This window comes from Wolbachia endosymbiont (group A) of Hedychridium roseum, assembly GCF_964028325.1.
In the GTDB taxonomy this organism is placed as follows: Bacteria; Pseudomonadota; Alphaproteobacteria; order Rickettsiales; family Anaplasmataceae; genus Wolbachia.
In genome coordinates this window covers 706592-731262 of record NZ_OZ034755.1, presented here as the reverse complement: position 1 = coordinate 731262, position 24671 = coordinate 706592, and the positions used below count along the sequence as shown (strand labels likewise).

29 protein-coding genes and 3 pseudogenes are annotated in these 24671 nt (G+C 35.2%); 10 read left to right on the top strand and 22 right to left on the bottom strand.

What is annotated here, in order from left to right; all coding sequences use genetic code 11:
* Positions 1–39 precede the first annotated feature (39 nt).
* The 7 genes and pseudogenes from ABWU23_RS03510 to ABWU23_RS03480 form a co-directional block, all read right to left on the bottom strand.
* A complete protein-coding gene (locus ABWU23_RS03510; protein ID WP_253307288.1) occupies positions 40–366 on the bottom strand; it encodes a cation:proton antiporter subunit C in 327 nt (108 codons plus the stop codon).
* Positions 363–782, bottom strand: a complete 420-nt coding sequence (locus tag ABWU23_RS03505) for a Na(+)/H(+) antiporter subunit B (RefSeq protein WP_164224942.1) — start codon at positions 780–782, stop codon at positions 363–365. Before ABWU23_RS03505 ends, ABWU23_RS03510 begins: the two co-directional genes overlap by 4 nt.
* Positions 775–1302 (bottom strand): DUF4040 domain-containing protein, encoded by a 528-nt coding sequence (locus tag ABWU23_RS03500; RefSeq protein WP_264688399.1) that lies wholly within the window; start codon positions 1300–1302, stop codon positions 775–777. Before ABWU23_RS03500 ends, ABWU23_RS03505 begins: the two co-directional genes overlap by 8 nt.
* Before the next feature lies 1 nt (position 1303).
* Positions 1304–1591, bottom strand: coding sequence for a monovalent cation/H(+) antiporter subunit G (gene mnhG, locus ABWU23_RS03495; protein ID WP_096617042.1), 288 nt, complete (start codon positions 1589–1591; stop codon positions 1304–1306).
* Positions 1592–1597: 6 nt separating this feature from the next.
* Positions 1598–1843 carry a monovalent cation/H+ antiporter complex subunit F gene (locus ABWU23_RS03490; RefSeq protein ID WP_082860906.1) on the bottom strand — a complete coding sequence of 82 codons (246 nt, stop codon included), beginning with the start codon at positions 1841–1843 and terminating at the stop codon, positions 1598–1600.
* A gap of 28 nt (positions 1844–1871) precedes the next feature.
* Positions 1872–2288: pseudogene (rpoZ, locus tag ABWU23_RS03485) on the bottom strand (DNA-directed RNA polymerase subunit omega).
* 60 nt (positions 2289–2348) lie between these two features.
* Complete coding sequence (locus ABWU23_RS03480; protein ID WP_253310011.1) at positions 2349–2645, bottom strand: helix-turn-helix domain-containing protein; 297 nt, start codon at positions 2643–2645, stop codon at positions 2349–2351.
* A gap of 435 nt (positions 2646–3080) precedes the next feature.
* On the opposite strand from ABWU23_RS03480, the gene purE reads away from it, so the two are divergent.
* From purE to ABWU23_RS03455, 5 genes are all read left to right on the top strand, one after another.
* On the top strand, positions 3081–3572 hold the full coding sequence (gene purE, locus ABWU23_RS03475) for a 5-(carboxyamino)imidazole ribonucleotide mutase (protein ID WP_253307285.1): 492 nt from the start codon (positions 3081–3083) through the stop codon (positions 3570–3572).
* Positions 3573–3579: 7 nt separating this feature from the next.
* A complete protein-coding gene (gene mutL, locus ABWU23_RS03470; protein WP_265017345.1) occupies positions 3580–5439 on the top strand; it encodes a DNA mismatch repair endonuclease MutL in 1860 nt (619 codons plus the stop codon).
* A gap of 369 nt (positions 5440–5808) precedes the next feature.
* Positions 5809–5949: a hypothetical protein gene (locus ABWU23_RS03465; RefSeq protein ID WP_264736007.1), complete on the top strand. Its 141-nt coding sequence runs from the start codon at positions 5809–5811 to the stop codon at positions 5947–5949.
* Between the two features lie 155 nt (positions 5950–6104).
* Entirely contained in the window at positions 6105–6911 is an 807-nt protein-coding gene (locus ABWU23_RS03460; RefSeq protein WP_265045295.1) for an ankyrin repeat domain-containing protein, read from the top strand.
* 614 nt (positions 6912–7525) lie between these two features.
* Positions 7526–10171 (top strand): 2-oxoglutarate dehydrogenase E1 component, encoded by a 2646-nt coding sequence (locus ABWU23_RS03455; protein WP_353270810.1) that lies wholly within the window; start codon positions 7526–7528, stop codon positions 10169–10171.
* On the opposite strand, the gene ABWU23_RS03450 is transcribed toward ABWU23_RS03455, so the two are convergent.
* From ABWU23_RS03450 to ABWU23_RS03435, 4 genes and pseudogenes are all read right to left on the bottom strand, one after another.
* On the bottom strand, positions 10164–10763 hold the full coding sequence (locus tag ABWU23_RS03450; protein WP_253307282.1) for a TIGR02217 family protein: 600 nt from the start codon (positions 10761–10763) through the stop codon (positions 10164–10166). The two genes, ABWU23_RS03455 and ABWU23_RS03450, sit on opposite strands and share 8 nt — an antisense overlap.
* 52 nt (positions 10764–10815) lie before the next feature.
* Positions 10816–11061 (bottom strand): hypothetical protein, encoded by a 246-nt coding sequence (locus ABWU23_RS03445; protein ID WP_253307281.1) that lies wholly within the window; start codon positions 11059–11061, stop codon positions 10816–10818.
* Between the two features lie 64 nt (positions 11062–11125).
* Positions 11126–12356 (bottom strand): annotated as a pseudogene (locus tag ABWU23_RS03440) (IS256-like element ISWpi15 family transposase).
* A gap of 85 nt (positions 12357–12441) precedes the next feature.
* Positions 12442–12741: an ETC complex I subunit gene (locus ABWU23_RS03435; RefSeq protein WP_253309377.1), complete on the bottom strand. Its 300-nt coding sequence runs from the start codon at positions 12739–12741 to the stop codon at positions 12442–12444.
* 145 nt (positions 12742–12886) lie between these two features.
* On the opposite strand from ABWU23_RS03435, the gene ABWU23_RS03430 reads away from it, so the two are divergent.
* Both ABWU23_RS03430 and pth read left to right on the top strand, forming a co-directional pair.
* Positions 12887–13495, top strand: coding sequence for a 50S ribosomal protein L25/general stress protein Ctc (locus ABWU23_RS03430; RefSeq protein WP_265044915.1), 609 nt, complete (start codon positions 12887–12889; stop codon positions 13493–13495).
* 2 nt (positions 13496–13497) lie between these two features.
* Positions 13498–14046, top strand: coding sequence for an aminoacyl-tRNA hydrolase (pth, locus tag ABWU23_RS03425; protein ID WP_253309378.1), 549 nt, complete (start codon positions 13498–13500; stop codon positions 14044–14046).
* A 32-nt stretch (positions 14047–14078) separates the two neighbouring features.
* Here the strand turns inward: pth and ABWU23_RS03420 are convergent, their stop codons facing one another.
* The 6 genes and pseudogenes from ABWU23_RS03420 to ABWU23_RS03395 form a co-directional block, all read right to left on the bottom strand.
* Complete coding sequence (locus ABWU23_RS03420; RefSeq protein ID WP_353270809.1) at positions 14079–14201, bottom strand: hypothetical protein; 123 nt, start codon at positions 14199–14201, stop codon at positions 14079–14081.
* Between the two features lie 390 nt (positions 14202–14591).
* Positions 14592–14693, bottom strand: a pseudogene (locus ABWU23_RS07265) (IS630 family transposase); the annotation flags it as partial.
* A 253-nt stretch (positions 14694–14946) separates the two neighbouring features.
* A complete protein-coding gene (locus ABWU23_RS03410; RefSeq protein ID WP_353270808.1) occupies positions 14947–15723 on the bottom strand; it encodes a hypothetical protein in 777 nt (258 codons plus the stop codon).
* A 65-nt stretch (positions 15724–15788) separates the two neighbouring features.
* A complete protein-coding gene (locus tag ABWU23_RS03405; protein WP_182159821.1) occupies positions 15789–16178 on the bottom strand; it encodes a phage tail tube protein in 390 nt (129 codons plus the stop codon).
* Entirely contained in the window at positions 16153–16563 is a 411-nt protein-coding gene (locus ABWU23_RS03400; RefSeq protein ID WP_253309381.1) for a DUF3168 domain-containing protein, read from the bottom strand. Before ABWU23_RS03400 ends, ABWU23_RS03405 begins: the two co-directional genes overlap by 26 nt.
* A 207-nt stretch (positions 16564–16770) precedes the next feature.
* Positions 16771–17319, bottom strand: coding sequence for a head-tail connector protein (locus tag ABWU23_RS03395; RefSeq protein WP_264688316.1), 549 nt, complete (start codon positions 17317–17319; stop codon positions 16771–16773).
* A 141-nt stretch (positions 17320–17460) separates the two neighbouring features.
* Between ABWU23_RS03395 and ABWU23_RS03390 the strand changes: the two genes are divergently transcribed.
* Complete coding sequence (locus ABWU23_RS03390) at positions 17461–17622, top strand: hypothetical protein (RefSeq protein ID WP_309166190.1); 162 nt, start codon at positions 17461–17463, stop codon at positions 17620–17622.
* Between the two features lie 99 nt (positions 17623–17721).
* Here the strand turns inward: ABWU23_RS03390 and ABWU23_RS03385 are convergent, their stop codons facing one another.
* Both ABWU23_RS03385 and ABWU23_RS03380 read right to left on the bottom strand, forming a co-directional pair.
* Complete coding sequence (locus ABWU23_RS03385; protein WP_353270807.1) at positions 17722–18033, bottom strand: hypothetical protein; 312 nt, start codon at positions 18031–18033, stop codon at positions 17722–17724.
* 315 nt (positions 18034–18348) lie between these two features.
* Positions 18349–20721: an ankyrin repeat domain-containing protein gene (locus ABWU23_RS03380; RefSeq protein WP_353270806.1), complete on the bottom strand. Its 2373-nt coding sequence runs from the start codon at positions 20719–20721 to the stop codon at positions 18349–18351.
* Positions 20722–20790: 69 nt separating this feature from the next.
* On the opposite strand from ABWU23_RS03380, the gene ABWU23_RS03375 reads away from it, so the two are divergent.
* The gene (locus ABWU23_RS03375) at positions 20791–20916 is read left to right on the top strand and encodes a hypothetical protein (protein ID WP_264688313.1); all 126 of its coding nucleotides are present in this window, start codon (positions 20791–20793) and stop codon (positions 20914–20916) included.
* A gap of 674 nt (positions 20917–21590) precedes the next feature.
* Here ABWU23_RS03375 and ABWU23_RS03370 read toward each other — a convergent pair.
* The 3 genes from ABWU23_RS03370 to ABWU23_RS03360 form a co-directional block, all read right to left on the bottom strand.
* Positions 21591–22169, bottom strand: coding sequence for an RlmE family RNA methyltransferase (locus ABWU23_RS03370; protein WP_253309385.1), 579 nt, complete (start codon positions 22167–22169; stop codon positions 21591–21593).
* 76 nt (positions 22170–22245) lie between these two features.
* Positions 22246–22821 carry a PopZ family protein gene (locus ABWU23_RS03365; protein ID WP_253309386.1) on the bottom strand — a complete coding sequence of 192 codons (576 nt, stop codon included), beginning with the start codon at positions 22819–22821 and terminating at the stop codon, positions 22246–22248.
* A gap of 19 nt (positions 22822–22840) precedes the next feature.
* The gene (locus ABWU23_RS03360; RefSeq protein ID WP_353270805.1) at positions 22841–24076 is read right to left on the bottom strand and encodes a TolC family protein; all 1236 of its coding nucleotides are present in this window, start codon (positions 24074–24076) and stop codon (positions 22841–22843) included.
* Between the two features lie 132 nt (positions 24077–24208).
* On the opposite strand from ABWU23_RS03360, the gene rplM reads away from it, so the two are divergent.
* The gene (rplM, locus tag ABWU23_RS03355; RefSeq protein WP_253309391.1) at positions 24209–24667 is read left to right on the top strand and encodes a 50S ribosomal protein L13; all 459 of its coding nucleotides are present in this window, start codon (positions 24209–24211) and stop codon (positions 24665–24667) included.
* The last annotated feature ends 4 nt before the right edge of the window (positions 24668–24671 follow it).

The window sequence follows — 24671 nt, the reverse complement described above, 5'->3', positions numbered from 1 at the left end:
GGCTATTCGTTACTTCATATAGTTTAAGATACTGTTAATTTATGTACACTTGTCTTGATCAATTGTTCCATACTTTTCTTCCATTTTTACTGCTATGGACAATCCAACTGAAAATGTTGCAATTCCAACCACTATAGCAGTAAGCATTAAAACATGAGGTATAGGATTGCTATATGAATAAAAATTTGAAACCAATATAGGAGGCAAAGAACTTTTTATATATCCTAGAGATATGTAAAACAACAAAACAGATGCTTGGAAGACGCTTACCCCTATCATTTTCTTGATTAAATTTTTATCGTTTATAATAATATATAAACCTAGCACCATTAATACAATAATAATCGTATAATTATATAAAGTCATTGTTTTTTCCTACGAGCAAAATTCATATATATAATTAACATAGAGGAGCAGACAGTAAATGCTACACCTAATTCCACCAAAAAAATACCCAATTTTTGACCGGTTCTATTATTGGCTGACAAGATATCATAAGATAAAAAATTTTGGCCAAGTAAAGTTGTTGCAACGCCCGTTCCTCCATAAATTAAAATACCTAACACGTTAGTCAATCTAATCACAGAATAAGGTATTGCTTTTAGAGTTGTAGATACACCAAATAGCATTGAATATAATATTATCCCGGAGGCAATAATTATTCCTGCTTGAAAACCTCCACCCGGAGTGTAATCACCGTGAAATTGTATGTATAAACCAAATAAAATGATAAAAGGTATCATCAAAAATGTTACTGCATTTAATATCGGATCTTTAATCATTGTCTTTTTCTTCTTTTAATATCAACGTTATACAAAGCGCAGCAGTAAAAACTACTATAGTTTCTCCAAACGTGTCATAACCACGAAAGCTTGCCAAAACAGCTGTCACTATATTAGGAATACCGGTAGCTTTTTCGGTATTTTCCACATAATAAGGAGCAACATGCAAGTGGATCGGAGCATTGTGGCTGCCAAAATCTGGCAATTGAATCATAAAATATGACAAACATACAGCCAGAAATAACATAAAAAAAAGCGTTATAGGGTTATGAGATAGATTTACTTTATGATTCTTTATCAAGGAGAGTGCTGCAAACGTAAAAATCGTACTGAGCCCCGCACCAACAGAAGCTTCAGTAATTGCAACATCAGGTGCATTCATAATTAAGTATATAAGCGCAATAAGTGAACTAAATACACACATTAGAACAGCACTTACGACTAAATGTCGCGAGAAGACTATAAAAACCGTAACTGTTAGTAACAACAAAAGTAGCACTACATTTAATATTTCTAACACCTTAACCTTCTTTAACAGTTTTTTTCTTAACTTTATAATAAGTGCGCGCTAAAATATAGCCATTAGTTGAGCTAGCTACCCATATTATAAGAATTAATAATATTATTTTAACAGTATTGATTGAAAATCCATTCTGCAAAGCAAAACCAATTAACAATAGCGTTGCACCGCTAGAATCTGTAATACCTGCTGCATGTAACCTAGTATAGAAATCAGGAAATCTAATTACTCCCACACTTGAAATGATTACTGAACAAATGCCTAAAAATATAAGAACGGATCCTATCATAAATTATTAAAACAACATTAATCTCATTAGTGCTATAGTTGATATAAAGCTAACGCTAGCATACAACAATGCTATATCAATTAAAAAAAAATTATTCAGAATGATTGATATTGCTGTTATGAGTACAACTACTTGCGTTGAGAAATTATTGAACGCTAAAACCTTATTGTACACATCACTTGACTTAGACACTATGCGGCACAACATTATACTCATACAGAACAACAGTGTATAGATAGCAATGTGAAGCATTTAAAGACTATGTAACTTCAGTAGATTTCTAAACGGATACTTCTTCATCGCCATCTTGATCATTTATTTCATCATCTATTTCACCATCCACTTCATAATCTTGGCTTTCTTAACTTGCATCAAGATCTGTGTTAAATTGACCATCAGAAAAATTTAATAAATTCGCTAGCTTACTTGTATTACTGCTGTAAACATTATTCATATTTCCTTTCATGTACTCCTTGCATCTACCTACCAAAAGGTTAAATAGCTCATGAGTATCCACCTGTTTTTCTGCTATTTCATATAAGGAAACTATGGTGTTTTTATGGTCTTTAAACTGAACTGTTTGAACTGGATTACTTGCTCCTGTATTTAAATCATGTGTTCTTTGACTTGCCAATAGAACCAATTTGAAACGGTTACTTACCTGTTCTGTACACTTTTCTACAATAGACTCAGCCATAAGATACTACCTTAATAAGTTTTATACTATATCACAAAAAACAAGTTGTCAACTTTGTATCTATTGCGATTCAACTTCATGTTTTACTTTTTCTGCCTCAGATTTTATTTCTTGGCTTTCTGTCATCGTGATTGTTATTTCATGATCAAGTTTTTTTAGAAATCCTAACAATCGCTCTAAAGAAAAACCATCTATTTTACCATTTTTAATTTGTGATACCTTTGGCTGATCAATACCAAGTTTCTCAGCTGCAAAAGCCTGAGTCCAAGCATTTTTTTCTATAATTTTATTTATTATATAAAGCAACTTTGTTTTTATTGCTGCACTGTCTAAGTTATTTAACGATATTATTTCCATAATTCTTACACTCACATATCAATTAACTTTATTAAATATTATAGCATAATATTTAATATACCAAGATATTAATATCATATAACTTGTCAATAATTATATGATATCAAATTTAAAACTTTAAGTTGATTGTATATTAATATTTCAATCAAATTTCTAGTAATTTTAAATTACCATTTTACCATCAGCCTCTCTGAAAAAATCATTTACAGAAAGAACAAGCTAAAATTACAAAGCTTGAAATACAAAAATAATTATTTTATAAATTTATCTTACATAAGAAGTTTATATCTCTATATCTTAACATAGATATTTATTTAAATTTTTAAAATTTCTATTTTAACGAGAATTCTATATACTATATTTATAATATAACTTAAATATTTGTTGCTTTTTAGCTGGAACACTATTTAGTTAGTAAGTAAAATTGTGTTGAATATGACAAAAATAAAAAAAGATGTTGCTGTTATTATGGGAAGTGAGTCAGATTACACCACTATGGTCCATACCGTCGATATGCTAAAAGCATTAGAAGTTTCACATGACATATTCATAATATCTGCACATAGAACACCAGAAAGGCTCTTCAATTTTGCTAAATCTGCACAAGAAGAAGGTTTCAAGGTTATTATAGCTGGTGCAGGAGGTGCAGCTCATTTACCTGGTATGGTTGCGTCATTAACTTGTTTACCAGTTATCGGCGTTCCTGTGCATAGTAAACAATTAAATGGGCTGGACAGTCTACTCTCTATAGTTCAAATGCCAAAGGGTGTTCCAGTTGCAACCATGTCTATAGGAGAAAATGGAGCATATAATGCTGCCATTACCGCCGTATCTATATTGTCAATTTCCAACAGTGAAATTGCAGGTAGGTTAAAAAAGTGGAGAGAGAGACAGACCAAAGAAGTAAAAGAAAAACCAGTTTCATAATAAATCTATGGCAATAATCCTTCTAGACACAAAAACCATAAACCGTATAGCAGCGGGGGAGGTGATAGAAAGGCCAGCAAGTGTAGTAAAGGAATTAGTTGAAAATGCAATAGATGCTGGAAGTTTAGAAATAGAGATCAAAATAGAAAGTGGTGGGCGTAACCTTATTATTGTTACAGATGATGGTAACGGAGTAGAAAAAAACGATTTAGAACTTGCGTTTATGCGCCATGCTACTTCAAAATTGAGCGATAGTGAGTTGATAGAAATCAAGCATCTTGGCTTTAGAGGAGAAGCTCTGCCTTCAATAGCAGCAGTAAGTAGGATAAAATTATCGTCTAAAGCAAGCGGAGCAAGTGAAGCATGGTCTATAAGTTATGAGGGTGGAGAAAAGATGGGGGAGCTAACTCCTTACTCTTTATCACAAGGGACACATATTGAAGTACGAGATTTGTTTTTCGCTACCCCAAATAGACTAAAATTTCTAAAAACCGAAAGAGCAGAAACTCAAAGCATTGTTGATATTGTAAACAACCTAGCAATGGTTAACTATCATATAGGGTTTACTCTCACTTCAGGTAATAAAAAGCTCTTAAAATACGCTAAGCAGACTTCGTTATTTCATAGATTGTGTGAAGTAGAAGAAGAATTTCAGGGCAATTCTTTGGAGGTCAATGAAGAAGAAGACGGCATCAAACTTACGGGACACATCTGTAAGCCAACCGTCAATCGTGGTAAGTCAACTCAGATCTATACATTTGTTAATGGAAGGCCAATTAAAGATAATTTACTTATTGGTGCGGTTAGGTATGCATATCATGATTTTATTCCAAGCGATAGGTATCCTTTTGCAGCGTTACATTTAGAGATACCTTATGATCAAGTAGATGTAAATGTGCATCCAAATAAGTCAGAAGTAAGGTTTCAGAATAAGAAGCTCATATATGAGATAGTGACAAGAGGATTAATCAAAGCATTGTCAAGAAGGATAGGCACCTTTGATGTCATTCCAGCTAGTGACCAGAAAACTACTAATACAATAGAGGGTTTTTTGAAAGGTTCATTATCAGATCCTTTTGATAAATCTGATGTTCAAAATGAATTTTATGAAAGAAGGCCAAGTCCTTTTGAAAATCAACTAATAAAAGAATTTGCTTCTCCAAATGAAAAAGCAAAAGGCTTATCAGAACAGTCAAAATCGTTTGATTATACCGGCATACAGAAATCCCCATCACAAGCGGAAATTATGGTTCTAGAAAAAAAGGTGTTAGAGCAAGTTGATTTGATAGAGAGCCACCCGCTCGGGTTTGCACGCTGTCAGGTCTATAATACTTACATTATTGCCGAGGTAAGAGACAAATTGATTATAGTTGATCAGCATGCAGCCCACGAGAGATTAGTATATGAATGCCTAAAACAAAAATCAAGTATAAAAAGACAAAAACTACTTCTTCCTGAAACGGTTGAAATCAAAAATCAAGCTGGAATGGAGATGATTGAAATCTATAAAGATAAGTTATTTGAAATGGGTTTTGATATTGAAATCAAATCAGAGAATAAAGTGATAGTAAAAGAAATCCCTGCAATTTTGGGAGCAATAGATGTGAAAGAGATGCTAATTAATATAGTGGGTAGATTAACGGAAATAGAAGATACATTGCCAGTAGAAGACAAAGTGAACAAGATATTGGCTACTATCGCTTGTCATGGATCAATTAGAGCAGGCAGGAAAATGAGGTTAGAGGAGATGAATGAGCTGCTGAGACAAATGGAAAAAACTCCATATTCCGGGCAATGCAACCACGGAAGACCAACTTATATAGAAATGAAACTCAGTGATATTGAAAAACTGTTTGAGCGCAGGTAATGAGGTTGCCATAAATATGTAAGTGCTCTTTCCTCGTCATCCAAGTAGCTCATAGAAACGGATTAAACGAAAAACGACTTGACAAACTCCGCCAGCTCCCTTATCATGACAATAAGGGTATTTATGACTCAAAACTTGTTTTTGACCTGCAGGCTCAATGACAAAATTCAGTAAAAAACTTAGGGTATTTATTGGCGGATTACATAAAATTATAGCGGCTGCATGTCTTTTTTATTTTTTCTACATTCAGCCAAATCGCGCTTATTTTAAGCGTTAGCACATTATTACAGCGCCACTTACAGTAATATAGAGTCAAAACTCGCTACTCGGGGCTTCTTTTGCCTTTTTTTTCATTTGGTAAATTTCTTAATGTTTATAGCTCAAAGAGAGGTGTCATTCCAGCACTTGATGCTGGAATCCAGGAATTTTATCAAGTATAAAAGTTATGTTAAAATGCACCATTTATGGAAAACTAGATCCCAGTGTCTGGGCACTGGGATGACATCATAGGGGCACTGGGATGACACCCTTTCCTAGATGGAGATAAATTACAATGTTTGTACAGTTATGGGATTGCGCAGTGGATGCAGTTTAACATAAAAAGCTTTGCTTTTTGAAATTTTGGGTTATACTCAACTTCAACACTATTAGCAGGGGTAATGATCATGAATAAAGAAGAAGCTTTAAAAATTTTGGAACTAACAGATAGCCATGACGTTATCTCTAAAGCCAGAAAGAAATTATTTGATAGTGAAAAAAACTCAGATGTATTAAAAACGCAGATCGAGGCATATAAATCGCTTACCGATAGTCAAGCAGAAGCTTTTTCGGATCTTGTAATATCAGCTATTAACAGTAATGAGCTAGATTTTCTGAAGTTGTTGCTGAAGACAGTAAAAAATGATGATAAATTTAACTATTTGAATACAGAAGGTACTGGTGGCAGTATACCATTGAACTTTGCATTAAGATATACAGGTTATAAGAATGAGTCAAGAGTTAAGATCATAGCTTTGCTTTTAGAGCATGGTGCTAATCCTAATACGAGAGATCGAGAAGGTAAATCATCATTACACTATGTTATTAATAATAGTGATGGCGTTTCTTGCCACAAAGTTACTGAATCACTTTTAAATAAAGGTGCTGACCCTAATGCAAAAGATAGTCAAGGTAAAACACTGTTGCATTACTTATTTGAAGATAAAAGTCACGATCGTGTTGAAATTGCAAAATTGCTGTTGAGGAAAGGCGCTAACCCAGACTTAAAAGATCATTACAATAAAAGACCAGTAGATTATGCTGAACACAACAGTAAAGTTGGGCAGCTATTTGGTGCCGTTGATCGTGATACGGTGTTACTATACTCTGGTGGTATAGTGATTTTTCGCTTTTTAGTATCTGCTGCGCACTTGAGGCTGCAGTTGGAGATTTCAGAAAAGCAGATAAAATCGGGTTTGCCATTTTTACAGTAAGTACTGCTGCTGTTGCATTATATTGCGCATACTGTGCAATAAAAACTGCGTTTTTTTCAAAACCCTCACCAGATTTTACCGAAGCTAGAGCAGAATTTCTTAATAGTCAATCACCAAATCCAGCAGGTGCAGCTTAATAATTATAGCTAAAGTAATCTAGGTTTACCGTCATTCCGCTACTTGTTAGCGGATGAGATACCGTGAATAAATCACGGTATGACGGTTCGCGGTGGTATAGTAATTCGTCATCCCGCTACTTGTTAGCGGGATCTATGCTAAGAGATACCACGGCGGTATGACGGTTCGCGGTGGTATAGTAATTCGTCATCCCGCTACTTGTTAGCGGGATCTATGCTAAGAGATACCACGGCGGTATGACGGTTCGCGGTGGTATAGTAATTCGTCATTCCGCTACTTGTTAGCGGGATCTATGCTAAGAGATACCGCGAATGAATCACGGTATGACTTAGATTGCTGATAAATCGTCATTCCGCTACTTGTTAGCGGATGAGATACCGTGAATAAATCACGGTATGACGTATAGAAACTAAAAAAGTTCTTTTTTAAAAAACTTAAGTTATACTTATAAGTATTTGATACTTTTTATAGTGATTATGTCGAATTTAAGCTGCCTTTATGGTGATAATGCAGAATTTGTGGAAGAAATGTATAGCCGTTATCTGCAGGGCGATAAATCAATCGGGGAAGATTGGTATAGAATTTTTTCAAGCAATTTAGAAGTTAATAAAGCAGAGCCCTGCAATGCAACTAAGGTAGATGATTCAGTTTCTAGTTTAGCAAATTTCTTCAGGTCCTATGGTCACTTTTTTGCAGACTTAAACCCATTGTCACCAAGTGAGAATCAATTAATAGATTACCAAAAATATTCAAATCTATCTCCGGCAAGTGACGCTGAAATCTATAGAGATATTTACTGCAAGAATATCGGTTTTGAATTTATGCATATCTCCTCTTATGAGGAGAGAATATGGCTGCAGGAAAAGATCGAAAATCAAACCTATACGCTGAGTTCACAAGATAAAAAGGAAATCCTGAGGCACTTGATCGAATCTGAGATGCTCGAGCAATTTCTCCATATGAAATTTCCTGGATATAAACGTTTTTCTATCGAAGGTGGGGAATCAGCTATCGTTGCTATTGAAAAAACTATTAGTGATTCTGCAGCTTTTAGTATTGAAGAAATAGTCCTTGGCATGGCTCACCGCGGACGGCTCAATGTTCTAACCAAAGTTATGGGCAAAGAATATGCGGCAATGCTATCTGAATTTCAAGGCAACCTTGCATACCCAAGTGGTCTTGAGGTGTCTGGTGATGTTAAATATCACCTTGGCTATTCTTCTGATCGAGCACTTACAGGTGGCAAAAAAATACATTTAAGTTTATGCCCTAACCCATCTCACCTTGAAGCGGTGAATCCGGTTTTGGCTGGAAGAATAAGAGCAAAACAGAATATAAGGTCTGTGCTTGGCATATCAATTCATGGTGATGCGGCTTTCATCGGTCAAGGTGTCGTTGCCGAGACCTTGAGCCTAAGCAACATTGAAGGTTATAAAGTGGGTGGTATTGTGCACATTGTTATAAACAATCAAGTTGGTTTTACTGCTAACCCATGCTGCGCACGATCCTCTTTTTATTGCACTGACATAGCAAAATCAATAGAAGCTCCGGTTTTCCATGTGAATGGAGATAACCCGGAAGCTGTGAGTTTTGCTGCAAGTCTGGCGATGGAATATAGGCAGAAATTTAAAAAGGACGTAGTGATTGATATAATATGCTACCGCAAATACGGCCATAATGAAGGCGATGAACCGAATTTCACTCAGCCACTTATGTATAAGCTGATATCAAAACATAAAACTCCTGGAACATTGTATGAAGAAAAATTGACTGCAGAGAAAGTATTAGATGGCGATGAAGTAAATAAATTGCGCAGTGAGTTCAGGGCAAAATTAGATAAAAGTCTTGCTGAATCAGTGACTTACACTCCAAAAAAAGCTGACTGGTTCGGTGGAGTGTGGTCAAAATTAAGAAGAGCAAAGCTGAACGATTTGAGCGAATACTACACAGATTCTGGTGTTCCGCCAGATGAGTTGAAAAAATTGGGTGTGCATATAAATAGCAATATTCCAAGTAGCTTTAACATTAACAATAAGGTTAGAAAAATACTCGATGGAAGAATAGAAAGCATAAATTCTGGTAGCAATATAGACTGGGCAACTGCCGAAAGTCTTGCATTTGCGTCACTGCTTACAGAAGGAATAGGAGTGCGTTTATCAGGACAAGATTCTGGTCGTGGGACTTTCTCGCACCGTCATTCAAGGCTTGTTGATCAGGCAACAGAAGAAGCGTTTATTCCGCTAAACAATATAAATGAAAAGCAAGCTCACTTTGAGGTCATAGATAGCGCTTTATCAGAGTATGCTGTAATGGGCTTTGAATATGGATATAGTCTTGATTCTCCGTATTCACTGGTGCTCTGGGAAGGACAATTTGGTGATTTTGCAAATGGTGCACAAATTATGATCGACCAGTTTATCGCATCTGCAGAAACAAAGTGGTTGCGATCAAGCGGTCTAGTTCTATTGTTGCCCCACGGTTATGAAGGGCAAGGACCTGAGCATAGCTCCGCACGTATAGAGAGATTTTTGCAACTCTGCGCAGAGGATAATATGCAGGTAGTTAATTGTTCCACTCCGGCGAATTACTTCCATGTCTTACGCAGACAAATGCATAGAGACTTTCGTAAGCCTTTAGTAGTGTTTACACCTAAATCACTATTGCGTCATAAAAGAGCAGTTTCTAACCTATCTGACTTTGAAGGAAAATTCCTCACGGTAATTCCAGAATGTAGAACAGGTTTAGTTTCAAATAATGAAATACGTAAAGTTGTAATATGCAGTGGTAAAGTTTATTACGATATAATTGAAATGCTTGAAACACAAAAAATAAACGATATAGCAGTGATACGTTTAGAACAATTCTATCCGTTTCCAGCCGATAAATTAAGCAGCGAACTTGAAAAGTACAAGAACGCTGAAATTATATGGTGTCAAGAAGAACCAAAAAATATGGGGGGATGGTTTTTTGTCAACCCATTGATAGACGAGGTGTTATCTGACCTCAATATTCAAGCAAAAAGACCTAAGTGTATCGCAAGACCTGCTGCTGCATCTCCTGCATGTGGTTATGCTAGTGTTCACACTCAGCAACAGGAGGAAATTTTAAAGCAGCTTAATTAAACTTCACCTCTACTAGTGGAATGTTATTCCAGCTATTGCTTCCATAGTCATCAATAGAAGCGTTTAAGTAATCTGTATCAAAGCGCACGGGCACATCAAATTCGAAGCTCGCAGTGATTATCGCATCTTTTACTGGTGGCTTCATAAATGTTATTTCTCCCGTTGAATAATTTACTGAATATTCACTCTCTTCTTTACCATTTAAATAAATCTTTACTGTCCCATGTACTGGCTTTTTGATCATACGTATATGCTTATCTTCCCCACTTACATAAGTTTTGATTAGCTGAAAAGTCGTTTTTTTGTTATCTCCTATACCAATCTTTTGATTAATGGCTATAAAATCTGACCAATCCTTAAAACGAAACCCTATTGCTTTACCTTTTCGTGCATGAAAAAATGTTATGAGTTCTGTTAGCTGCTCGTTTGATCTGACCCCGTAAGCTATGTTGTATCTAGTGCGTGCATGAGACCAATTGATGTTGCGCTGTTCACAACCGTTATGAGTTGTTACAACGTCAGTGGAAAATTCCGGTCCTCCAGTGGAACCATAAGATATATTTTCTGGAAATCTAATTTCTGTGAATGACATATGTCCTCCTATGAAAGTAAAATTGAGGTGGTGTAGTAAAACAGGAAAGATCTTAAATTTTTAAAGTTGCTTTATTAATAAGACCGTGCATTTTTAATCCTATTTCTTCTAGAAAAGTAAGGGTACTATTTTCTTCTAACTCACTTTTCAGTTCGTTAATGTTCTTATGACTCTGCGTTAATTGATATACACAAACACATCCAACGACTAAAGCAATTCCAGTAAGACATGCAAAAGGAATTGCTTGAGTAATGATAGCAGCTATAGCAGATGCTGTGAATACTATAGCAGCTATCACAGCAACTGTGCCATAAACAGCTTCTTTCTTGGGAGTGTTAAATAAACTGTGTCAAACCGCATTTTTAGTTCAACTCAATTTTCAATCTGCCAGGAAAGAAAACATCAAGTTGAGAGATAGTTAATGCCCAATCATGTACAGGCATCGTCCACTTTTCCTCTGCCTTCTTTATAGCACAATATACCTGCTTATACAAGGCATTTATGCTGGTAAATGAGCCTTTGGTCTTAGTGAATTTCCTAATTTGCCTATGTAGCCCCTCTATGGGATTGGTGGTGTAGATTATCCTCCTAACTGGACCAGAATACTTAAAATAACCAGACAAGTTTTCCCAATTATTCTGCCAAGATTTTATAACCATAGGGTACTTTGTGCCCCATTTTTCATCTAATTCCAACAGATAATTCTCGGCAATTTCCTTGCTTGAAGCTTGATATACCTTCTTTAAATCGCTCAAAAAACTCTTCGCATCTTTACTGGCCACATACTTCAGTGAGTTGCGTATCTGATGCACTATACACATCTGCACTTCCGCATTAGGAAAGACACTGTTTATAGCTGCAGGAAAGCTTTTCAGCCCATCAACGCAGGCAATAAGGATATCTTCTACTCCTCTTTCTTTGAGGTCATTTAGCACTCCCAACCAGAAGTTAGCTCCTTCACTTTCAGCCAAATAAAAACCTAATACTTCTTTTTTGCCATTTTGATCTATGCCTAATATGTTATACATGCATTTACTTACGCAATGCCCGTCCTCTTTGACTTTAAAAAACCATGAAAACTATCGGATATACAGACTGCAGCGGGCGACTACGCCATTCGTTGATTACTGGTAGCAATTTGTCAGTAATACTTGATATCTCTGCCACCGATATTTTGTGATCATAAATTTCCTCAACATGTGACACTATATCTCTATAGCCCATACCACTGGCAAATGTGCTCAAAATCTTCGTTTCAAGCTCTGGATGTAAGTTTGTTTGCCTTTTTTTGACTATTTGTGGTTCGAAACTTCCTTCCCTATCTCTTGGCGTCAAAAGCTCAAATGACCCTGCGCTTGTACGTAAAGTCTTTGCATTCCTCCCATTTCTTCGATTATTCTCTTCGCTTTCAGCCGACAAGTGGTTTTCTATTTCACCTTCCAGGCTTACCTCCAGCAACTTTTTTATAAACGGTGTTAATGCTCCATCTCTTCCTGTCAACGGTCTTCCTTCTCGTATAGACGACAGGATATTTGTTTCTAATTCTTTATAATCTACCAAACCGGTAGTTCTGTTTACTACTTTCTGACTCATTGTCAAACCTCCATTTTTTTATATCAATTTATTACTTTTTTTTCGGTTTGACACAGTTTATTTAACACTCCCTTTGTTGTGCAACTTACTTTAGTATGAAATTGCTTGCGTAAGATTTTGGCAGCCTCTTAACATTTTTTGGCATTTCAATTACGTATTTAACGTTGCGTTTTTTTGCGTAGAATACTGCTTTTTCAAGAGAATCAAACTTTAATACAATCTGTTTTTTTGGATCTTTTGAGCCAACCCACCCCATTAAAGGTTCAATGTAGTAAGAACCAGATTCAATTTTTAGGTGCCAGAGATTTGTATTACCTAAACCAGATTGTGTTGCAGTTTTTGTTGGTTTATAAATCCTAAAAACTACTTTATCATCAATGCCCATAGTTCTTGTTAAATAAGCTTAAATATACATCTAAATAAATCCTTTCACAAACAATTAGTATGAAAGAATGAAGTTTGAAATAAATATTTTTATGTTATATTATTATTAAATTATATTAAAAGGATTAGCTGAATAGGAGTAATCGATGACGCAACAAGAAATAGTAACAATTAATGCAGAGTTACGTGATATAACAAAAACAAAAGCGATGCATTCTCTAAGGAAGAAAGGAAACATCCCTGGAATCATATATGGAAAGGGTCATGATAATGTAAATTTAACATTGTCTGCAAAGGAATTCACGAAGCAATATAAATCAGGCTCTCTTTCTGCACATTTGATAGAGCTGAATATTTCGGGCAAAAAGGAATATGCTCTTGTTCGCGATATCCAATTGCATGTAGTAAAGGATACTGTGCAACATGTTGATTTTCAATTTGTTGATAAAGGCAGCGAAATTAAAATAGAAATACCTCTATCATTTGTGAATGAAAGTAAAGCTCCAGGGATCAAGTTAGGTGGAGTGCTTAATGTTTTGTGTCGTTCTATTGCTGTTAAATGCTCTCCTGATAAAATACCTCAGGTTATTGAAGTTGATTTATCCGGTAAAATGATTGGCCAGTCTATACATATTAATGATGTAAAATTACCAGAAGGTGTTAAGTTTGTAGCTCATGAAGAAGAAAATTTTACTATTGTTACAATTTCTGCTGCCGATAGTGACGTTGAAGAACCTCAAGCAGAAACAGAGTAATAGTGCATCTGATAGTTGGACTTGGTAACCCTGGTGGTCAATATGAGTTAACTCATCATAATATCGGCTTCATCGTAGTTGATAAAATTTACAAATATTGGAATTTCCAGTCGTTTTCTAAAAAAGCCGATTATCTAATAACCTCTGGCATAATTAATGATAATAAAATCATGTTAATAAAGCCTTATTCATTTATGAATAATTCAGGCATCCCTGTTGCAAAAATACGAAACTTTTACAAATTATCGCTAGATAATATTGTTGTCATACACGATGACGCTGATTTGGAAATTGGAAGAATAAAAATAAAGAAAGGTGGTAGCTCTGCTGGACATAATGGACTTAAATCCATAGATAGTTTTATTGGTAATGATTATTGGCGCTTGAGATTTGGAGTGGGTAGACCTGAAGATGAAAAAAGCTTAGCAGATTATGTATTATCAAAATTTTCAAATTTTGATAACGTTACTCCCTTAGTGGAAAAAATAGCAAAAAATATACACTTAATGCTGCAAGGAGATAATACAGCTTTTATCAATTTGATTGTATAATATTATGAAACACAAAACTAAATTTCACACAATTAAAATAACAGATTTCTTGTACTACCTCCCAAGCCACAACTGTCATTCAGTGGAAACAAAAAACTTCCTTGACAAACTCCGCCAGCCCCCTTATTATGACAATAAGGGTATTTATGACTCAAAACTTGTTTTTGACCTGCAGGCTCAATGACAAAATTCAGTAAAAAACTTAGGGTATTTTTTGGCGGATTACATAAAATTATAGCGGCTGCATGTCTTTTAAATTTTTTCTACATTCAGCCAAATCGCGCTTATTTTAAGCGTTAGCACATTATTACAGCGCCAGTTTAAATTATTATAGGGTCAAAACTCGCACCACGGGAGTTCTTTGCCTTTTTTTTTCGTTTGGTAAATTTCTTAATATTTATGGCTTGGGTTAGTTACAAATTAAGAGCAATATTCACTAGGGAGGATGTCATCCGAGTAGCTTGACTACTTGGATCCAGGAAAGTTTGCTTGTGAGCAAGCAAACTATAGCTAACCCAAGTAAGGTTTCCCCGAGTGCTAAAATCAATAGCCGAATTGATATCGGGCCAAAAGTTCTGCAGAGCTTTTCTTATGGCATGCTTGATGGCAAACCATAACTTTTCAATTGGATTTAAATCCGGCGAGTATCTTTGTCTTTGCACATATTGCCAAATTTTTCAATTATCTTTTCTCTTGATTATCTTCTCCATAGTCATTTTTTTCTCGTCTACTACTTTCAAAACACGTTCCCTCAGATCCTCACTTTGGCATCATTCTACCTTATCTAAAGCCATTTTATACCTTTTTATCCCTTCTGGGGTAACCTTTTTTCAGTTAGCTATATAACCCTAATTATGAATTAACAGACAGTAGAATCGAAAGATTATTACAAGGAAAAGTCTACACAGATCGACCTTTTTGTGAATCTGCGTTTCTGCTTTCTTCAACTTGTTTTGCAAAAGATGTTTCCTGTTTGCTGATATGCTGAAGTGGCTTAGCAATTTCGCGCACAACGGTAGTAACTGCTGTTAAAAATGTTTTTAACAATGCACCTAAAGCTCCACCAACTGCTTCCCTGCCATATATATGAGCTTGCTTTTCGTTATCGTCAGCAGTTTCTCCTGCTCTCCTTCTTGGATCCATCCTATGAGCAATCACCGAAAACAACACTCCCCTGATTGAAGACTTCACTCGTTTTTTTGCTTCATCATCATGTGCTGTTTCATGTCCATGACTTAAGTGTTTAGCGTTCATTAGCTCCTTTTGTTGCTGGGCAAACATGCTACTTAATACTTCTTCTATTGCTTGCTTCCTTCTTTTCTCTCTAACCCTTTTCATAGATTCTGATTTATCGCGAGTATGCTTTGTGGTTTCAAATTCTGCATCAATATCTTCAGACGCAGCCTGACTATATAAAGTCTCTATGAGCCTGTCTATGCTTCGCTTTATTTGCATAGTCCTTTCGTAACTATCCAAATTATCAATTCCTTCGTCGATCTGATTTAGAATATCCTCAAAAACTTTTAAATAGTCTTGAATATACTGTATTATGTATTGCTTATCTTCCTCTTTGTATTGTTCTTCTTGATTTTCATTTTCTAAACTTCTCTCTCTTCTGTCATTGTTATTTTCTTCAATATTACCACCGTCTTCCTCGAAAAGGTTTTCGTCGTTCATGATTTTTTTTAATTTAGTTAAAATTCTCACCAGTTACTATTGTATATGAAAAAATTAAATTAACATTAATGAAAAGCGTTTACAACTTCAGCACTCGCTAAAATTACAGTAAAACTGTCAAAAGCAGCGGGGTCATAATATCTCTCATACAGTTCAACTGAACACCGTAATCTGATCTTTTCCTTAGTGTTAAAATTAATTTCATAATCATTATTAGAGTTTAATATAGCAGAATTACGTAATAATTCATCAGCTAATACAGAGTCTAAAATTCCATTAATTTTTATCGTAATGTGTCTGCTTCCAGCACAATCGAGCACTTTTCTCCAGCCAAAAGAAGAAATATCTTTCACCTCTTCTCTGTTATTACGCAAAGTAAACCTTAGGTTTCGTATATTATTTAACACAATAAAATTATTGTCATGATCTTTAATTTTTAGCTGTAATTTGCTCATTATCGCCTCCTTTCATTAAAATATCAAAATTAATTGTTGAATGTAAAATTTCATCGTGCTGACTAATAGCACAATTACTTTCCAAAATAGTTTCATTATCAGAATATTTAATACTCTTAAGTATCAAGTTAATATGCCTTATAATGGCAAACATACTGCCTATATGATGGGTATATATGTCGCATGAAAATCTTGCCTTTGTAGCAAAATTGGACAGCATGTGCAGATTATTATAATTCACTACATGCAATCTCAGATAAGGAATGGTGACCTGTTTAGGTAAGTAGTCATAAATGTTAGTAACATATTTCCTTAAATCAGAGTTTGCTTTTAGTGCTGCATAAATACTATTGTACAACTCGTTTATAGCTTGAATTTTTTCCATGATTAATCCTCGAAAGATATATAGCTAAAACATAAGCAGCGTTTCCCGATACAAACTCGTCATCCCGCTGCTTGTTAGCGGGATCTATGTGAGATACCGTGACGGTATGACGTAGGACTGCTGTCATCCCGCTACTTGTTAGCGGGATCTATGTGAGATACCGTGACGGTATGACGTAGGTAGCCCAGTTTGGATGACAAGAAAGAGCTACAAAACAACCTTTGGTTCGCGAAATGGAGAATACACCTTCTTCACTTCAGACAAATGGCTACTTACCCCCGATTCACGATCTTTGTAAATAGCAGAAACATGCCGCATAATACCTAGTTTTATCTGCTCAGGAACATTGTCATAGCCAGCCTCGTATACAACATCAACTCTTATTGCATTCAAATAATTGAAAAACTCAACGTAGCCCCCTACATCACTAAAATAATACTTAAGTGTTCTCTTCTCTTGACCTTTAGACATCATTGCAGTAGCCAATACTATCTTACTCACAGGGCCATAGCTTAAATAGATCCTACGAGGTACATAATCTTCATATGAAACTTGCCATGTTTGTTTCACCAGTGACTTTTCCATATGCCACTCAGCATAATCAGTTGCCATAAAAATTAGATCTGAAATCAACTTATCATCTTGATCGTTCTCAATGCGTAAAAAAGATTTAACCTCTTCTAAAGTAACTGGAAAAGATTCAGGCTTAGATTTACGTTGCACATGTATTCTTGGTGAAGTAGATCTTGTTGACATGATAACCCTCCTTATAAATATATTTTTGTCATTCTAACGCTCCTTATTTTGTCATCCCAGCACCTTCTTCTGTCATCCCAGTGTCACGCACTGGGATGACAAAAAAAGGAGCACTGGTTCCTTTATGACGGTGTCATCCAAGTGGCTGACACTGGTTTCTTTATGATGGCAGTGCTTGACACTGGAATCCAGCCTTTCACTGTCAAAGATGTTATTTTTAATATAAGGTTAGTCACTTTCGTGCTCACCAACTTAATCTCTAATCAAAATTTCTGGATCCAAGTAGTCATGGCACTGGGATGACATCTTTGTGTTTGAGGCAAAACCGGCTATAATATTTCTTCGCAAACAAATGTTCGTACAGAGCTACTTTCATGACACCACGATTATGCTATAAATTCTTTATCGTATGAATATATTAAGAAGAGAACGTATTAAAGCTGTTTCTCCTTTTTTATTGATAAAATTTGAACTTATAGTATATTCAACTAGGCTGGATTTTAGTAGATTAACATTTTGAGAATGAATATTATTGAAGATGGAGTTTAACTCTTTAGCAAGCAGACTGCGAAATTTTTGCACACTGTCATATGCGATATTTTCAAGTTCATGTGCAAATTTATCTTGAGCTATAGTTGTTATATCTTCAATTTCCTTATTAAACTCCTCTAGCTTTTTTTCGTTATTTTTAAAATTTTTCGTAAAAGTTTTCATATCAATTAAACTCAACTACTATTATGATTATAATGATAATGAAAAACTACCGAAGTAAAAAATTCACACTACTGTGTAACTTGCAAATACTTTTTACTAGATTCCAGCGTCATGCGCTGGAATGACATGGTATCCTGCTGCTCCTTTCTTGTCATCCCGCGCGGAACAATTAACCGTCATACCGTCACGGTATCTCTAGATCCCGCTAACAAGTAGCGGGATGACGATTGCCAGGGTGTCATGCAAGTAGCTGACACATAACTGTACGAACATTACCTCCTGGGACAATGTTCGTACAGATGTAGGTGCTAAGTTTTACAAACACTGTCGTGCTGAACCTTGAATATCCACTTCTTTCAATTCAGTGTCAGGAGCGATGGGTTTTGATATTGTGTATGTAATGCCACCGGCTATCAGTGCAGATACCACAGAAGCTGCAACTATTAATAGAGCAGACAATCCAGAAGCAATACTAAGAGCAGCACCTACTACTAACATAGCTGCAAGGCTCGCATAGACAACTTTTGGGGAAAATTGTCTTTTTCCTACTTTTTCTAGCGACACTTCATTTGTTTTAGTTTTGCCTAATTCACCCTTAAGTGGTGTGTTTTCATTTTTCAGATTTTTTATTTCTTGTTTTAGTAATTCATTCTCTTTATTGAGTTGTTTCAACTTAGTCTCATGTCCAGCTATGCAACTTTTTGATTCTTCTAGTTCCTTTTGCGTTTTTTCTAACAACGCTTCTGCTTTAGAATACTGACTTTCTGTTTTGTCTAATTTATCCTTAAGCGTTGCGTTTTCATTTCCTAGCTCTTGTATTTTTTGTTTTAGTGATTGATTCTCTTCGTCGAGTTTATTAAGTGTTTTCAGCCTAGCCTCATGTCCAGCTACGTCATCCTTTAGTTCTGCTAGTACTTTGTGCGCTTTTTCTAGTGACACTTCATTTGTTTTAGTTTTTGTTTTTTCTAATTCACTATTAAGCGTTGCGTTTTCATTTCCTAGCTCTTGTATTTTTTGTTTTAGTGATTGATTCTCTTCGTCGAGTTTATTAAGTGCTTTCAGCCTAGTTCCATGTCCAGTGACACAATTTCTCAATACTTCTATTTCCTTTTGCGCTTTTTCTAATGGTACTTCATTTGTTTTAGTTTTTGTTTTTTCTAATTCACTATTAAGCGTTGCGTTTTCATTTCCTAGCTCTTGTATTTTTTGTTTTAGTGATTGATTCTCTTCCTTTAGCTGAGCACATAATTTTTTTAATTTAACTTTACGTTTTTTAACCTTTTCTGTTTCTTCTGGAGTTTCCGTTGCATTGTGTGTTTTGGAATGGGAAGAAGTACCAGATACAACCTCAGATAGCTGACCACACATACTGTTTAGTCTATCTATTATTAGGCCTTCATCCTTTATCAATGAGCGATCTGCTCCATGTTTTATCAAAAGTTTTGCTAATTCTTTATTGTCATTTGCAAGAGCGTAATATAATGGAGTATACTCAGCTTTATCTTGTGCATCAACATCTGCTCCTTTATCTATTAGATATTCTGCAATCTCCACATAACCAAGTGCAGCAGCATAGTGTAAAGGGGTATGGCCATCTTTACTCTGTACATCAACTTTTGCTCCATATTCTAACAAAAGTTTCACTGATTCTTTATTATTGTTTCCAGCAGCACGATGTAAAAGAGTCAATCCATTTTCATCCTGTGTATTGTGTTTTTCTAACTCTTTACCGATGTCTTCTGTGGAAGTATTTATTCCACTGTCACTACTATTACTTTCATCAATAGTCGAATCTAAAGAGATCTGTTCCCCATTATGTATAGTATACTGCTGTTCTGTGTGTTGATTGTGCAAATAAGTTTGTTCTATGCGCTTCTGATTATTGGCAAGTCGTTGTTCTGCCTCTTGCAACTTTTGCGCCACAGCATCTCTTTTAGCCTGTTCTCTTTCTAATGTATCACCTACTTTGTCTGTATTGTTTTCATTAATGATTGAGTTTGAAGAAGTCTGTTCATTCTCATTTTGTACATAGATTTTTCTGTTGTTTGGTGTAGTTCCATTGTTCTCTCCCTGACCTTTTGCATTCCATGCTTGCACTGCAGCAGTTATTTTATTTCCGCCCACAGCTAAATTTCCTGGAGTTTTATTATTAGGCTGCGGTAAAGTGCCTTGTCCATAAGTTAGTCTTTTCTTTCTTGCCTCAGCATAACGTTGTTCTCCTTCCTTTAACATTTCTACTATGATATCCTTATTTGGTATATTGCTAACCATATCTCTTGGAGTTCGGCCTTGACTATCTTTTAGTAAAGGATTTGCGTTAGCATCTAATAAAAGCTGAACCATCTCTTGATGACCATGCAAAGCAGCAATGTGCAAAGCAGTGAATTTAGAATTAAAATCACCCGATATTTGTTCATCAACTTTTACTTTCTTTTCTAGTAGGAGTTTTACTATTGGTACACTGTTACATTCCACAGCAAGATGTAACAATGTGTAACTTGCAATTTTATCTAAATCTTGTATCATGAATAGCTTATCTATCTTCAAATTGTTATAAGTGCTATATGCTTCTGGGTTTACACCTTTTAGCTTACTCCCTATCCTTTCAAGCAAATTATCCTTATTCAAACCTTTACTCTCACTCACATTGCGTATTATTTCAAAAAACTTTTCCTTTTCTATTGCCACAACCTTTCCTCTCAATTTATTTATTATTGCTGAATAGTCTCACAAAAAAGTTAAGTTTGTCGAAATTCGATGTTTGATCTAAAAATTAGTCATAAACATTTTCTTCCAATTCGTTGTCATTCAACTCCCCTGTCATCCCAGCACCTTCTTCTGTCATCCCAGTGCGTGACACTGGGATCTCATTTTACTTTATGATGATGTCATGAAAGTAGCTGACACTGGAATCCAGAAGACAACCAAATAATAAAGGCTAGATCCCAGTGTCACGCACTGGGATGACAAAAAAAGGAGCACTGGAATGACACCCTACTTAACCCGTCATACCGCCGCGGTATCTCCTTAGAATAGATCCCGCTAACAAGCAGCGGGATGACGATTGTCGTTTAGCTACAAACATTAAGAAATTTACCAAGTAGAAAAAAAGGCAAAAGAAGCCCCATGGTTGGCTAATTACTTACATTATACTTTCAAGTATGGCGTTTTTTTATTCTAAACGTTTAATAACCGCGATTCAGTTGCTTTTAAGCCGCAACTAATCTAAATTATAAACATTAAGAAATTTACTAAACAGAAAAAAAGGCAAAAGAAACCCTAGGGTAGCTAATTATTCACTATCCATTTTTTAAGTTGGCGTTTTTTGATGTTTTAAATAGCGTATTTCAGCTTGTATAGGTAAAAACCTAGAAATTTGATAAAGACATAGAGTGCACATAGTGCAAAAAATTAAACATGAGACGCCAGATACGTGAGTTTTTTTGTCATTTAATCTGTACAGAGAAGATAAATAAATAGCTTCAGTTTCATGATAAGGGGGCTGGCGGAGTTTGTCAAGGAAGTTTTTTCACTTCTGCGGGCTACCTGGGTTAATATTATATAGGAGGTCTGCTGCCAATAAAGCCTAAACTTACCAAATACATTTCTGTAGATTCAGATCTACTTGACTTTGGTTTAAAATATTTTACTGTTTTAAACATTTTTTTTAGCTTGTTACAAAAATCTTTATCAGATTCTCCTTGGAAAATTTTTACTACAAACGTGCCACCATGGCTCAAGAAATGCTTTGCAAAATTGAGCGCTGCCTCACATAAAAGCATAATTCTGATATGATCCAACGATTTTAAACCACAAGATTCGGGCGCCATGTCAGATAAAATTACATCAAATTTTTGATCCTTGAATTTTTCTCTTAAAATTTCAAGCCCATTGATAATATCACATTGTATAAACTCTACTCCATTAATTGCGTTCATTGGTTTCATGTCAAGAGCAACTACATTTGCACCTTTCTGAGACGCGACTTGTGACCATCCACCAGGAGAAGCACCAAGATCAATAATTTTTTGCCCTTCTTGGAATAATTTAAATTTATTATCCATTTCTACCAGCTTATATGCTGAGCGTGACCTATAACCATCCTTGCTAGTTTTTCGCACATACTGATCATTCAAATGACGATGTAGCCACCTTGTTGAAGATAGTTTTCTGCCTCTAGCCGTCTTTACTCTAGTTTTTATTGCTAATACCCTACTTATTATTGATTATATCTTTGAGCTCTTTTTCAACTACTTCTTTTACCAGTGCATGTAGATATTTATTCAGCCATTCTGAGAGCTGAGGTTTTAAAAGAGATGTAACTAATTCTTCAACAGTAAGATTCGCTCTTTTTTGTTGTTTATGCTGCAATTCGTTTTGCATTTTTCCAAGCAGCGCTTTGATCTCTTCCATATTCTCTTTTAAAATTAGATGATCATTATTTTGCGCTTGTAAGCCGCTATTACTCGCTTTGTTATTACTCATTTGGATATTATCGTACAAATCAATGTCTTTTTTTTCTTCTGAATTGTAGCTATGGCCATTAAATTGGTTGTTGTTGCAAGCCATTTCCTCACTTTGGTCATCATTATCAATGTTCTCTTCTTTACCATTTTCTTTTTTGCCATCTTCTTCCATGTCTTCTGGATACTCTTCTTCAAGGCATAGCACATCATCATTTTCATCCTTTATTTCTGCTTTATCGTTACTTGCGTTTTTACCCGATATAGCTTTTTTTATATCTTCTAGAATATCTTTTACAGATTGATTGCCTTGTTCATCATGCATAGTGCTAATACCATTAAATTTAGAGATTTATACTATTTATTATAAAAAGCAAATTATAAACACTAGTTACATAATTGCTTTTTGCTTCAACTAAGTCTGAACGTGCTTTAAATAATGCATCTTCAGTGTCCAAAAGGTCAGATGTACTCTTTAAACTTAAGTTTACCTCTTGCTCAACTCCTTCCAATGCTAAAGCTGCTGCTTTTTCCGCTTCTTGACTTGCTTTAATAATGGCTTTTGCTGTTAGCACATTATTCCAAGCATTTACAACTTCTTGTTCTATATTTTTTACCGTTTCATAATAATCATAGGTAGATTTTTTTGCATCCATTTTAGCTTTACTGACACCAAAAGCATTCGCTCCTTTTTTAAAGATTGGAACATCAAGAGTAAAAACTATATGAACATTTTCTAATAGCTTGTCTAATTTTACACCATCCTTCCCAAAATTTTTGCTTGCGCTTAGATTTAAAGAAGGAAGCCACTTGGAGCTTTCAGCGATCACTTCCATTCCGGCTGCTCTTTTTTGATAAACTGCTGCTTTTAGAGATAAATTATTGGTTTTTGCTAATTGTAAACATTCATTTAGCTCTGGGACAGAAGGTAGTTTATCATTAGCTTCAGAAAGGTCATCAGCATCTTCGCCAATCAAATGATAATAAGCAATATTTGCCAATTTTAATTTACCTTCAGCATTAACTCTTTCGGATATAGAAGACGAAAATTTTGCTTTTGCTAGCAAAACTTCAGCGTTAGTAACTTCTCCAAGGGAAAAGCGTTTTTTCATAGCTGACAAATGTTCCAAAGAAACGCGTTCTTTATGTTCTCTGAGCTTTAATATTTCTGTCTTTTGTAAAACACCAACATATGCTTTCACAGCATTAAGTGCAACCTCTTGTTTTAATTGCTGAAATCGCATTTTTTCTGCTTTGAGAAGATGACTTGATCGACTGAATGTGGCAAAGGTGCCACCTCCATCTATTATCCTTTGGCTTAATATCAGACGTTTTCCAGGTAAATTAGGTTGATTATAAAGATTAAAATTACTATCAAAATTGTACTGCAAACTAATGTCAGGTAAAAATCCAGCTAACCCAGAAGACTTAAGCTGTTTTTCTGCGCTTTTATATTGGTAAAATTGAGACTTTATTTTTGAGCTATTTTTGATCGCTTTGCTTATAACTTCTCCCACATCGGTTGCATAGCAACTTATAGTACCAAAAATTATCGCAAGTGTAATAATCAATCGAAACATTCTACTTCCTGTGCATATTGGTTGCGCGGCTCAATTACTAACATAAATTACTTTAATAATCAATAACTAATATTGTTGACACTATTGAGAAATTAAGTATATAGTAGCTTACTATTGTTTAGTTAAATTACAATGAAAACTTTTTTCTTAAAAGAGAAACAAATCGACAAAAAATGGTTTGTCATAGATGCAGAAGGATTAGTGGTAGGAAGGCTTGCAGCATTTGTAGCGACACTATTGCGTGGAAAGCATAAACCTGAGTATACACCTCATATGGATTGTGGCGATAATGTAATTATTATCAACGCAGAAAAGGTGCATTTTACCGGGAAGAAGCTTAAAGATAAAATTTACTATAAGCATACAGGTTATTCTGGTGGTTTGAAGAAAACTACTCCAGATAATATTTTAAATGGCAAATTTCCTGAGCGTGTAATAAAAATGGCAGTGAAAAGGATGCTTGATGATGGCCCTATGGCGCGTAGACGCTTTGAAAATTTGTATGTTTATTCTGGTTCAGAGCATAAGCATCAAGGGCAGCAACCTGAAAAGATAGATTTTGCCTCTTTGAATCGTAAAAATAAAAAGTAATGGA

Excerpts from the sequence above, each read along its gene's own strand:
- ABWU23_RS03410 (WP_353270808.1), bottom strand. The coding sequence starts at position 15,723 with ATGAACGACGAAAACCTTTTCGAGGAAGACGGTGGTAATATTGAAGAA.
- ABWU23_RS03510 (WP_253307288.1), bottom strand. The coding sequence starts at position 366 with ATGACTTTATATAATTATACGATTATTATTGTATTAATGGTGCTAGGT.
- purE (WP_253307285.1), top strand. The coding sequence starts at position 3,081 with ATGACAAAAATAAAAAAAGATGTTGCTGTTATTATGGGAAGTGAGTCA.
- ABWU23_RS03395 (WP_264688316.1), bottom strand. The coding sequence starts at position 17,319 with ATGTCAACAAGATCTACTTCACCAAGAATACATGTGCAACGTAAATCT.
- ABWU23_RS03450 (WP_253307282.1), bottom strand. The coding sequence starts at position 10,763 with ATGTCATTCACAGAAATTAGATTTCCAGAAAATATATCTTATGGTTCC.
- ABWU23_RS03365 (WP_253309386.1), bottom strand. The coding sequence starts at position 22,821 with ATGCATGATGAACAAGGCAATCAATCTGTAAAAGATATTCTAGAAGAT.
- rplM (WP_253309391.1), top strand. The coding sequence starts at position 24,209 with ATGAAAACTTTTTTCTTAAAAGAGAAACAAATCGACAAAAAATGGTTT.
- ABWU23_RS03360 (WP_353270805.1), bottom strand. The coding sequence starts at position 24,076 with ATGTTTCGATTGATTATTACACTTGCGATAATTTTTGGTACTATAAGT.
- mutL (WP_265017345.1), top strand. The coding sequence starts at position 3,580 with ATGGCAATAATCCTTCTAGACACAAAAACCATAAACCGTATAGCAGCG.
- ABWU23_RS03400 (WP_253309381.1), bottom strand. The coding sequence starts at position 16,563 with ATGGAAAAAATTCAAGCTATAAACGAGTTGTACAATAGTATTTATGCA.
- mnhG (WP_096617042.1), bottom strand. The coding sequence starts at position 1,591 with ATGATAGGATCCGTTCTTATATTTTTAGGCATTTGTTCAGTAATCATT.
- ABWU23_RS03490 (WP_082860906.1), bottom strand. The coding sequence starts at position 1,843 with ATGCTTCACATTGCTATCTATACACTGTTGTTCTGTATGAGTATAATG.
- ABWU23_RS03455 (WP_353270810.1), top strand. The coding sequence starts at position 7,526 with ATGTCGAATTTAAGCTGCCTTTATGGTGATAATGCAGAATTTGTGGAA.
- ABWU23_RS03465 (WP_264736007.1), top strand. The coding sequence starts at position 5,809 with ATGTTTATAGCTCAAAGAGAGGTGTCATTCCAGCACTTGATGCTGGAA.
- ABWU23_RS03435 (WP_253309377.1), bottom strand. The coding sequence starts at position 12,741 with ATGGGCATTGATGATAAAGTAGTTTTTAGGATTTATAAACCAACAAAA.
- ABWU23_RS03460 (WP_265045295.1), top strand. The coding sequence starts at position 6,105 with ATGAATAAAGAAGAAGCTTTAAAAATTTTGGAACTAACAGATAGCCAT.
- ABWU23_RS03480 (WP_253310011.1), bottom strand. The coding sequence starts at position 2,645 with ATGGAAATAATATCGTTAAATAACTTAGACAGTGCAGCAATAAAAACA.
- ABWU23_RS03375 (WP_264688313.1), top strand. The coding sequence starts at position 20,791 with ATGTTTGATCTAAAAATTAGTCATAAACATTTTCTTCCAATTCGTTGT.
- ABWU23_RS03505 (WP_164224942.1), bottom strand. The coding sequence starts at position 782 with ATGATTAAAGATCCGATATTAAATGCAGTAACATTTTTGATGATACCT.
- ABWU23_RS03405 (WP_182159821.1), bottom strand. The coding sequence starts at position 16,178 with ATGAGCAAATTACAGCTAAAAATTAAAGATCATGACAATAATTTTATT.
- ABWU23_RS03430 (WP_265044915.1), top strand. The coding sequence starts at position 12,887 with ATGACGCAACAAGAAATAGTAACAATTAATGCAGAGTTACGTGATATA.
- ABWU23_RS03385 (WP_353270807.1), bottom strand. The coding sequence starts at position 18,033 with ATGAAAACTTTTACGAAAAATTTTAAAAATAACGAAAAAAAGCTAGAG.